The 9,854-nt window shown below is 62.7% G+C and carries 8 protein-coding genes; 7 read left to right on the forward strand and 1 reads right to left on the reverse strand.

Features of this window, described 5'->3' with window-relative positions; all coding sequences use genetic code 11:
* Positions 1-250 (reverse strand): pyridoxal-phosphate dependent enzyme (locus GNZ12_RS15200; RefSeq protein ID WP_172311106.1); only part of this gene is annotated, 250 nt, incomplete at its 3' end.
* A 503-nt stretch (positions 251-753) separates the two neighbouring features.
* On the opposite strand from GNZ12_RS15200, the gene GNZ12_RS15205 reads away from it, so the two are divergent.
* The 7 genes from GNZ12_RS15205 to ubiB all read left to right on the forward strand — a co-directional run.
* A complete protein-coding gene (locus GNZ12_RS15205) occupies positions 754-4,848 on the forward strand; it encodes a DUF3683 domain-containing protein (RefSeq protein ID WP_172311108.1) in 4,095 nt (1,364 codons plus the stop codon).
* Positions 4,849-4,882: 34 nt separating this feature from the next.
* A complete protein-coding gene (locus tag GNZ12_RS15210) occupies positions 4,883-5,311 on the forward strand; it encodes an HIT family protein (protein ID WP_172311110.1) in 429 nt (142 codons plus the stop codon).
* A 90-nt stretch (positions 5,312-5,401) separates the two neighbouring features.
* The gene (locus tag GNZ12_RS15215; protein ID WP_172311112.1) at positions 5,402-5,815 is read left to right on the forward strand and encodes a gamma-butyrobetaine hydroxylase-like domain-containing protein; all 414 of its coding nucleotides are present in this window, start codon (positions 5,402-5,404) and stop codon (positions 5,813-5,815) included.
* A 67-nt stretch (positions 5,816-5,882) separates the two neighbouring features.
* Positions 5,883-6,614, forward strand: a complete 732-nt coding sequence (gene ubiE / locus GNZ12_RS15220; protein WP_153137354.1) for a bifunctional demethylmenaquinone methyltransferase/2-methoxy-6-polyprenyl-1,4-benzoquinol methylase UbiE — start codon at positions 5,883-5,885, stop codon at positions 6,612-6,614.
* A gap of 38 nt (positions 6,615-6,652) precedes the next feature.
* Positions 6,653-7,645, forward strand: coding sequence for a Tim44 domain-containing protein (locus GNZ12_RS15225; RefSeq protein ID WP_172311114.1), 993 nt, complete (start codon positions 6,653-6,655; stop codon positions 7,643-7,645).
* A gap of 153 nt (positions 7,646-7,798) precedes the next feature.
* Complete coding sequence (locus GNZ12_RS15230; RefSeq protein WP_172311116.1) at positions 7,799-8,443, forward strand: ubiquinone biosynthesis accessory factor UbiJ; 645 nt, start codon at positions 7,799-7,801, stop codon at positions 8,441-8,443.
* A 15-nt stretch (positions 8,444-8,458) separates the two neighbouring features.
* A partial coding sequence (gene ubiB / locus GNZ12_RS15235; protein WP_172311118.1) for a ubiquinone biosynthesis regulatory protein kinase UbiB occupies positions 8,459-9,854 on the forward strand: 1,396 nt, incomplete at its 3' end.

The raw sequence follows: 9,854 nt of genomic DNA on the forward strand, positions 1-9,854 counted from the left end.
CACCCTGCGCATGATTGCCCGCCGACGCGGTAATCACGCCACGCTCCAGCGCCTCCGCCGGAATATGCGCCATCTTGTTGTACGCGCCGCGCACCTTGAACGAGAACACCGGCTGGTTGTCCTCGCGCTTCAGATAAACCGGATTACGCAGCCGTGCCGACAGATTCGGCGCGCGTTCGAGTTCGGTCTCGCGGGCCACGTCGTAGACGCGCGCGGTCAGGGTTTTCTTCAGGTAGTCGTGGGAAGCCATGCGGGTGGCGCGGTGCGCTTTGCGGGACGGGAAAGGGTCAATGATAGCGCCAACGGTGCGCGCTCTGGCCTTCAGCGTGTCCGCGAGAGCCGTCAGCAAAGGCCTGCCCGACCGTCCGGTCGGAGAATTATTCGCATGCGCGTGTGGGCGCCGTTCAGCACAAAAACGCTCAAAGCCCCGCCACAACTCTGATTTCAGCCGTCAACGCGCTATCGGATCATGGGGTAGAATTCCACTTTGGAATAAGGATCGGAAGATGCACTGGCAGCCTCGGATCGCCCATTTGATGCCCGTCCCGCGTGAGTCTCGTCCCGCGGCGGAGCGTCACATCCGTCACGCACGATCGTGTAGCTGTCTCTGAGCACCGCGAAGCGACTGATGTGGGTAGGCCGTCGGTCGGGCTTCGCTCCCCATAGAAGATTTCCAGCATTGCGCCCCACGCGCACCGTCAGGCGGCGCCTCATCCATGAGCGCGTCGGGTTGACCCACCGAGTCGTCCGAACATGAACGCACCTCAAGTTTTCGATCCGCACGGGGCCGCCACTGCGGTGGCCGCCGATCCCGAAGCGCGTCTGCGCGAAATTCCCTATAACTACACGTCGTTTTCCGACCGCGAAATCGTCATCCGGCTGCTGGGCGACGAAGCCTGGGCTGCTTTGGCCGAACTGCGCGCGGAACGCCGCACCGGCCGTTCGGCGCGGATGCTGTACGAAGTGCTCGGCGACATCTGGGTCGTGCGCCGCAATCCTTACCTGCAAGACGACCTGCTCGACAATCCGAAGCGCCGCGCGATGCTGATCGAGGCGCTGCACCACCGTTTGACCGAGATCGAGAAGCGCCGTCGCGCCGATCTGGTCGAGCACGGCGATGAAGCGGGTATCGATCGGGCCGCTCGCGTTGAAACGCTGGTGGCGGCAGCGCGCCGCGCCGTCGACGATTTCGAGAGCGAATTCCAGAAGACCTTCGATCTGCGCCGTCGCGCGAACAAGGTGCTGGGCAAGGTCACGGAAAAAGACAACATCAAGTTCGATGGTTTGTCCCGTGTCTCGCACGTAACCGACGCGACCGACTGGCGCGTCGAGTACCCGTTCGTCGTGCTGACGCCGGATACCGAAGCCGAGATCGCCGGCATGATCAAGGCGTGTTTTGAGCTCGGTCTGACCGTGATCCCGCGCGGAGGCGGCACGGGCTACACGGGCGGCGCGGTGCCGCTCACGCCGTTCTCGGCCGTCATCAACACCGAAAAGCTCGAACAACTTGGCGCGGTCGAGATGACCGAACTGCCGGGCGTTGACCGCAAGGTGGCGACGATTTTCTCCGGCGCGGGCGTGGTCACACGTCGTGTGACCGAAGCGGCCGAGCAGGCCGGCTTCGTGTTCGCCGTCGACCCGACCTCGCTGGATGCATCCTGCGTCGGCGGCAACGTCGCGATGAACGCGGGCGGCAAGAAGGCGGTGCTATGGGGCACGGCGCTCGACAACCTGGCCTGGTGGCGCATGGTCGACCCGGAAGGGAACTGGCTCGAAGTCACGCGTCTGGACCACAACCTCGGCAAGATTCACGACATCGAAGTCGCGCGTTTCGAGCTGAAGTGGTTCGACGGCCGGTACGCACCGGGCGAAAAGCTGCTGCGCACGGAAGCGCTCGACATCAAGGGCCGCGTGTTCCGTAAAGAAGGGCTGGGCAAGGACGTCACGGACAAATTCCTCGCCGGTCTGCCGGGCGTTCAGAAGGAAGGCTGCGATGGCCTGATCACGTCGGCGCGCTGGGTGCTGCACAAGATGCCGGCCCATACGCGCACGGTCTGCCTCGAATTCTTTGGCCAGGCCCGTGAAGCGATTCCGAGCATCGTCGAGATCAAAGACTATCTGTTCGAAACGTCGAAGCAGGGTGGCGCGATTCTCGCCGGCCTCGAGCATCTGGACGAACGCTATCTGCGCGCGGTCGGCTATGCGACCAAGAGCAAGCGCAACGCGTTTCCGAAGATGGTGCTGATCGGCGACATCGTCGGCGACGATGCCGATGCGGTGGCGCAAGCCACCTCGGAAGTCGTGCGCATGGCCAACGGCAAGAGCGGCGAGGGTTTCGTCGCGGTCAACGCGGAAGCGCGCAAGCGTTTCTGGCTCGACCGCAGCCGTACCGCCGCGATTGCCAAGCATACCAACGCGTTCAAGATCAACGAAGACGTGGTGATCCCGCTCGACCGGATGGGCGAGTACACCGACGGCATCGAACGCATCAATATCGAACTGTCGATCAAGAACAAGCTGCAACTGGTCGACGCGTTGGAAGCGTTCTTCAAGGGCGGCAAGCTGCCGCTCGGCAAGAGCGACGACGCCAACGAGATCCCGAGCGCGGAGTTGCTCGAAGATCGCGTGCAACAGGCGCTCGATCTGCTGAAGAAAGTGCGCACGCGCTGGGAATTCCTGCGCGACAAGCTCGATCTGTCCTTGCGCGAGGCGCAGCACTATCTGGTCGGCCTCGGCTATGAGGGGCTGGCGGAGAAGTTCGCCGATCGCGTCGACGCGCAACCGGATGCCACCGTATTCCACATCACCCAGGACCGGACGATCCGCGTGTCGTGGAAGGCGGAGATCCGCGCTGAGTTGCGTCAGATCTTCAACGGCGGCGAATTCAAGCCGATCCTCGAAGAAGCCCAGGCAATCCACAAGCAGGTCCTGCGTGGCCGCGTGTTCGTCGCGCTGCACATGCACGCGGGCGACGGCAACGTCCACACGAACCTGCCGGTCAACTCCGACAACTACGAGATGCTGCAGGACGCCCACACGGCGGTCGCGCGCATCATGAAGCTGGCGCGTTCGCTCAACGGCGTGATTTCCGGCGAGCACGGCATCGGCATCACCAAGCTCGAATTCCTGACTGACGAGGAGATCGGCGAATTCCGCGCCTACAAGCAACGCGTCGATCCGCATGGCCGCTTCAATGCGGGCAAGCTGCTCGCAGGTGCCGATCTGCGTAACGCGTACACGCCGAGCTTCGGCCTGATGGGTTACGAATCGCTGATCATGCAGCAGTCCGACATCGGGGCGATTTCCGAGTCGATCAAAGACTGTTTGCGTTGCGGCAAGTGCAAGCCGGTGTGCGCGACCCACGTGCCGCGCGCGAACCTGCTGTACAGCCCGCGCAACAAGATTCTCGCGACGTCCTTGCTGGTCGAAGCGTTCCTGTACGAAGAGCAGACGCGCCGCGGCGTGTCGATCAAGCACTGGGACGAGTTCAACGACGTTGCCGATCACTGCACGGTCTGTCACAAATGCGTGACGCCATGCCCGGTGAAGATCGACTTCGGCGACGTGACGATGAACATGCGCAATCTGCTGCGCAAGATGGGCAAGAAGAAATTCAATCCGGGCAACGCAGCCGGCATGTTCTTCCTGAACGCTACCAACCCGCAGACCATCAACCTCGCGCGCACCGCGATGATGGGCATCGGCTACAAGGCGCAGCGCTTCGGCAACGACATGCTGAAGAAGTTCGCGAAGAAGCAGACGGCGCATCCGCCGGCAACCGTCGGCAAGCCGAAGGTCACGCAGCAGGTGATCCACTTCATGAACAAGAAGATGCCGGGCAATCTGCCGAAGAAGACCGCGCGCGCGTTGCTCGATATCGAAGACAACAAGATCGTCCCGATTATCCGCAATCCGAAGACGACCACCGCCGATACGGAAGCGGTGTTCTACTTCCCCGGCTGCGGTTCCGAGCGGCTGTTCTCGCAAGTCGGTCTGGCCACCCAGGCGATGCTGTGGGAGGCGGGCGTGCAAACCGTGCTGCCGCCGGGCTATCTGTGCTGCGGCTATCCGCAACGCGGCTCGGGCCAGTACGACAAGGCCGAGCAGATCGTCACGGATAACCGCGTGCTGTTCCACCGCGTCGCGAATACGCTGAACTACCTCGATATCAAGACGGTGGTGGTGTCGTGCGGTACGTGTTACGACCAGCTCGCCGGCTACGAATTCGAGAAGATTTTCCCGGGCTGCCGGATCATCGACATCCACGAGTTTTTGCTCGAAAAAGGCATCAAGCTCGAAGGCGTCAACGGCGTGCGCTACATGTACCACGACCCGTGCCACTCGCCGATCAAGACGATGGACCCGGTCAAGCTCGTCAATCAGCTGATGGGGTCGGAGAACGACGGCTACAAGATCGAGAAGAACGATCGCTGCTGTGGCGAATCCGGCACGCTCGCGGTGACGCGCCCAGACATTTCGACGCAAGTCCGTTTCCGCAAGGAAGAGGAAATGCGCAAGGGCGCCGCGAAGCTGCGGGGTATTCCTTTAGTGGCTGAGGCGGGTGCGAATGGGATCAACGCGGGCAATGCGTCGGCCGGCGCGGCGGGTGCGCCGGACGGCTCCGTGCTCAAGGCGGGCAACGGGCCGCAACCGAACGGCGCCCCTGAGGTGAAGATCCTGACGAGCTGCCCGTCCTGTCTGCAGGGGCTGTCGCGTTACAACGAAGACGCGGGCACCGAGGCGGACTACATCGTCGTCGAGATGGCTCGTCACGTGCTGGGTGAAGACTGGATGGCGGATTACGTCCAGCGGGCGAACAATGGCGGAATCGAGCGCGTGCTGGTTTAATGGCACGACTGACGATTTTTGCCTGAGGACGACGATGGAATGCGTTTTTTGCCGTGAAGATGGCGGCGATGTGCTGTGGCAGGACGACACCCTGCGTGTCGTCCTCGCCGACGAACACGATTACCCGGGCTTGTGCCGGGTAGTCTGGAATAAGCACGTCGCTGAGTTTTCCGATCTCGCCGGAACCGACCGCGATCGCGTGATGCAGGCCGTGTACGCGGTCGAGCGTGCGATCCGGCGCATTCTTCAGCCGGTGAAGGTCAACCTGGCGAGCCTCGGCAACCAGGTGCCGCACGTGCATTGGCATGTGATTCCGCGTTTTTCGAACGACGCTCATTTCCCGCTGCCGATCTGGGCGCCGCGCCAACGCACGGTGTCCGAAGCCATGCTGTCGTCGCGCCGCGCGCAAGCTACCTTGCTACGCGAGGCGGTGCGGCAGGAAATCGAACAGGCTCTTGGCTGAGCGCCCCCGAACCTGTCGCTTCGCGCCAGGCCCCCCGAGGGGGTTAAGAAAACTTGGGGCGGCCCTGCGCTTCCTTATGATGAGGTCAACATGAGTGGACTGACTCCCGATACGCCGGTGCCGACCGGCGTGGTCGTGCATTCCAAATCGCGCGTACTCGAACTGCAATACGCAAACGGCGAAACGTATCGCCTGCCGTTCGAACTGCTGCGCGTGTATTCGCCGTCAGCGGAGGTGATGGGCCACGGGCCCGGCCAGGAAACGTTGCAAACCGGTAAGCGCGACGTCACGATCACGATGATCGAAGGCGTCGGCAATTACGCCGTGCAGCCGACTTTCTCCGACGGGCATGCCACCGGCATCTATTCCTGGGACCTGCTGCACGACATGGCTGTCCGCCAGGATGAACTCTGGCGCGATTATCTCGCCAAACTTCAGGCAGCCGGCGTCGACCGCGACGCGCCAATGGCGCCAGCCGGTGCTGCGCACGGGCACTGTCACTGATACGATTCGCCCTGATCGCCGCACTGATGCGGCGCAACATTTCAGAATACGCGAAAGGACGAGCGCGATGAGCAAAACCCACTTCGGCTTTCAATCGGTCGACGAACAGGAAAAAGCGCAGAAGGTGGCGGGTGTGTTCCACTCGGTCGCCTCCAACTACGACTTGATGAACGACCTGATGTCGGGCGGGTTGCACCGGGCGTGGAAGATGTTCACGATCGCCCAGGCCAACGTCCGGCCGGGCTTCAAGGTGCTCGACATTGCCGGGGGCACGGGCGATCTGTCGAAGGCATTTGCCAAACAGGCGGGCGAAACCGGCGAAGTCTGGCACACCGACATCAATGAATCGATGCTGCGCGTGGGCCGCGACCGCCTGCTGGACAAGGGCGTGATCACGCCGGCGCTGCTCTGCGACGCCGAAAAGATCCCCTTTCCGGACAATTACTTCGATGTGGTGACGGTGGCCTTCGGCTTGCGCAACATGACGCACAAGGATGTGGCGCTGGCCGAGATGCGCCGCGTGTTGAAGCCGGCAGGCCGTCTGCTGGTGCTGGAGTTCTCGAAGGTGTGGGATCCGCTTAAAAAGGTCTACGACGTCTATTCTTTTAAAGTGTTGCCGTGGCTCGGCGACCGCTTTGCGAAAGACGCCGAGAGCTACCGCTACCTCGCGGAATCGATCCGGATGCATCCGGATCAGGAAACTTTAAAAACAATGATGGAACAAGCGGGCCTGGACGGCGTCAAATATTACAATTTGTCAGCTGGCGTGGTAGCTTTACATGTGGGGACCAAATACTAGGGTCCCTAACCCATCGTTTTTTAAAGGAAAGTACGAAAATGTCCGATTCAGGTGCGTCATCTCCCCGTAAGGTTTCTAGGTCGTTGGTGAGAAGAATCGGACTGATCGCGATGGTCGGTCTGATCATGGCCGGCTCTCTCGCCTCGCTCGATGCGGAAGCCCGCCGTTTGGGCGGCAGCCGCAGCATCGGCCGTCAGTCGAATACGGTTCAGCAGCAGTCGACCCCGTCGCAACCTTCCCAAAGCAATCAGGCCATGCAGCAGCGCGCGCAGCCGGCACCGGCGCCCGCGCCGACGCCGGCCGCTGCGCCTAACCGCTCGCGCTGGCTCGGACCGATCGCCGGTCTCGCGGCCGGTCTCGGTATCGCCGCGTTGTTGTCGCACTTCGGCCTTGGCGGCGCGTTAGCCGGCGCGATAGCCAACATCATTGTGATCGCGGTGATCGCCATGATCGGTATCTGGCTGATCCGCCGCTTCATGGGCCGCAAGCGCGATACGGCGCAACCGGCGTACGCCGGCAGCTCGCCGTCGCTGAACGCCGGCGGGACCGGTTACTCGCAGGAGCCGAGTTACAGCGCGCCGCCCACTGGCTCGTACCTCGAGCCGCAAGGCAGCCCACTGACCACGCCGACCGTCAACGCCGCGCCTTCTGTCCCGGCCGGCTTTGATTCGGAAGCGTTCCTGCGCAACGCCAAGGTTTACTTTGTGCGCCTGCAAGCCGCGTGGGACGTCGGCAACACGGAAGACATCCGCGAATTCACCACGCCGGAAATGTTCGCCGAAGTGAGGGTCGATCTGTCGTCGCGCGGTGCCGAGTCCAATCTGACGGACGTGGTGCAACTGAACGCGGAGTTACTGGGCGTCGAAGAACGCGCAACCGAATACTTCGCCAGCGTGCGCTTCTCCGGTTTGATCCGCGAATCGGCGGGTGCGGCGGCTGAGCCGTTCATCGAAGTCTGGAACTTGACGAAGTCGAACCGCCCTGGCGAGGGTTGGCTGCTGGCCGGCATTCAGCAGGTGGCACAGCACTGAGGCAGCGGTGAGCCGGAGCGCAGACAGCACGGCTCGTCCTGATTTCGCACAAAACGTTGGCCGTTCGGCATAGCAAGCCGCGAAGCGAACGGACGTTACAATAGGAACCCGCGCGGGCAACTCGCCTGCGCGGGTTTTTTCTTGCCACTTTCAATGACCCTCGCCGCCAAGCCCTTCGCTGCTGCCGTCAATCACCTGCTCGCCCGCGAATCGTGGGCTCGTGAGCGCCTCGCCCCGTATGCGGGCAAGACCGCCAGACTATCCTGTCCGCCAGTCGTGCTGATGTTGCTGGTGCAACCGGACGGCTACCTGAGTGCGGTCGACGAGATCGAGGCGCAGCAGTTCGATGTAACCATCTCGGTGCCGTCCGATGCGCTGCCGGCCTTTGTGCAAGGCGGTCAGGGCGCCGTGATGAAGCACGTCAAGATCGAAGGCGACGCCGAGTTTGCGACTGTGATCGCCAAGCTCGCCGAGCATTTGCGCTGGGAACCGGAAGAGGATCTGGCGAAGCTGATCGGCGACGGCCCGGCGTGGCGGGTGGCGTCGGTCGTGCGCACGGTTGGCGAACATGCGCGGCGCACCGGCCGCAATCTGCTCGATACGGCTGCCGAATACCTACTCGACGAAAATCCGCAACTGGTGCGGCGCGCCGCGCTGGAGGATTTCAACGTCGAACTGGCCCGCACCCGCGATGCTTTGGCGCGCGTGGAAAAGCGCCTTGAACGTCTTGAACAGAAGGTCGAAGCCCGCGGCGCCGATGCGCCGGGCGGCGCCGCCACGTTGCGCGGCACGCGCTAGTCACCGGGCACAACTATGCGTTTTCTGCGTTTCCTCAAGATTTTCTTTACGGTCATCCGCTTCGGTCTCGATGAGATGATGCTCAGCCGCGTCAACGACCGGCGTGTGCGTCTGCTGCTGCGTATCACCACGATCGGCCGCAAGTTCGACGCGCCGCCGGGCGTGCGCTTGCGGCTCGCGCTCGAAAGCCTCGGGCCGATCTTCGTCAAGTTCGGCCAGGTGCTATCCACGCGGCGCGATCTGCTGCCGGTCGACATCGCGAACGAGCTGGCGAAGCTGCAGGATCAGGTGCCCCCGTTCGACTCGGCGGTGGCGATCGGGTTGGTCGAGAAGTCGCTCGGCGCCCCTGTCGACGTGCTGTTCGACGATTTCGAGCGGGTGCCGGTGGCGAGTGCATCGATTGCGCAGGTTCACTTTGCGAAGGTGAAAGCCGGGCAGCACGCGGGCAAGGCGGTCGCCGTGAAGGTGCTGCGGCCGAACATGTTGCCGGTGATCGACTCCGACCTGGCCTTGCTGCGCGACATCGCCGTCTGGGCTGAGCGCCTGTGGGCCGACGGCAAGCGTCTCAAGCCGCGCGAGGTGGTCGCCGAATTCGACAAGTATTTGCACGACGAACTCGATCTGATGCGCGAAGCGGCCAACGGCAGCCAGCTGCGCCGCAACTTTGCCGGGCTCGATCTGCTGCTCGTGCCGGAAATGTACTGGGAGTTCTGCACGCCCACGGTGCTGGTGATGGAACGCATGGTCGGCGTGCCGATCAGCCAGGTGGAGACGCTGCGCGCGGCGGGCGTCGATATTCCGAAGCTGGCGCGCGAAGGTGTCGAGATTTTCTTCACCCAGGTGTTCCGCGACGGTTTTTTTCACGCCGACATGCACCCGGGCAACATTCAGGTGAGTCTCAATCCGGCGCATTTCGGCCGGTATATCGCGCTCGACTTCGGCATCATCGGCGCGCTGTCGGATTTCGATAAGAACTACCTCGCCCAGAACTTCCTCGCTTTCTTCAAGCGTGACTACCACCGCGTCGCCACGCTGCATCTGGAGTCGGGCTGGGTGCCGCCTACAACCCGGGTCGAGGAACTGGAAAGCGCGATTCGCGCGGTGTGCGAGCCCTATTTCGACCGCGCGTTGAAGGATATTTCGCTCGGTCAGGTGTTGATGCGCCTGTTCTCGACCTCGCGCCGCTTCAACGTGGAAATCCAGCCGCAACTCGTGCTGCTGCAAAAAACCATGTTGAACGTGGAAGGGCTCGGCCGCTCGCTCGATCCTGAACTGGATCTGTGGAAGACGGCCAAGCCCTATCTCGAGCGCTGGATGAACGAGCAGATCGGTCTGCGCGGCTGGTACGAGCGGCTGAAGATCGAGGCGCCGCAGTGGAGCAAGACGCTGCCGCAGTTGCCGCGCCTGATTC

It is taken from the genome of Paraburkholderia solitsugae (assembly GCF_013177695.1).
Lineage (GTDB): Bacteria > Pseudomonadota > Gammaproteobacteria > Burkholderiales > Burkholderiaceae > Paraburkholderia > Paraburkholderia solitsugae.

Bases quoted from the DNA above. Each gene is read 5' to 3' on its own strand.
- GNZ12_RS15205 (WP_172311108.1), top strand. From the start codon at position 754: ATGAACGCACCTCAAGTTTTCGATCCGCACGGGGCCGCCACTGCGGTG.
- GNZ12_RS15210 (WP_172311110.1), top strand. From the start codon at position 4,883: ATGGAATGCGTTTTTTGCCGTGAAGATGGCGGCGATGTGCTGTGGCAG.
- GNZ12_RS15215 (WP_172311112.1), top strand. From the start codon at position 5,402: ATGAGTGGACTGACTCCCGATACGCCGGTGCCGACCGGCGTGGTCGTG.
- ubiE (WP_153137354.1), top strand. From the start codon at position 5,883: ATGAGCAAAACCCACTTCGGCTTTCAATCGGTCGACGAACAGGAAAAA.
- GNZ12_RS15225 (WP_172311114.1), top strand. From the start codon at position 6,653: ATGTCCGATTCAGGTGCGTCATCTCCCCGTAAGGTTTCTAGGTCGTTG.
- GNZ12_RS15230 (WP_172311116.1), top strand. From the start codon at position 7,799: ATGACCCTCGCCGCCAAGCCCTTCGCTGCTGCCGTCAATCACCTGCTC.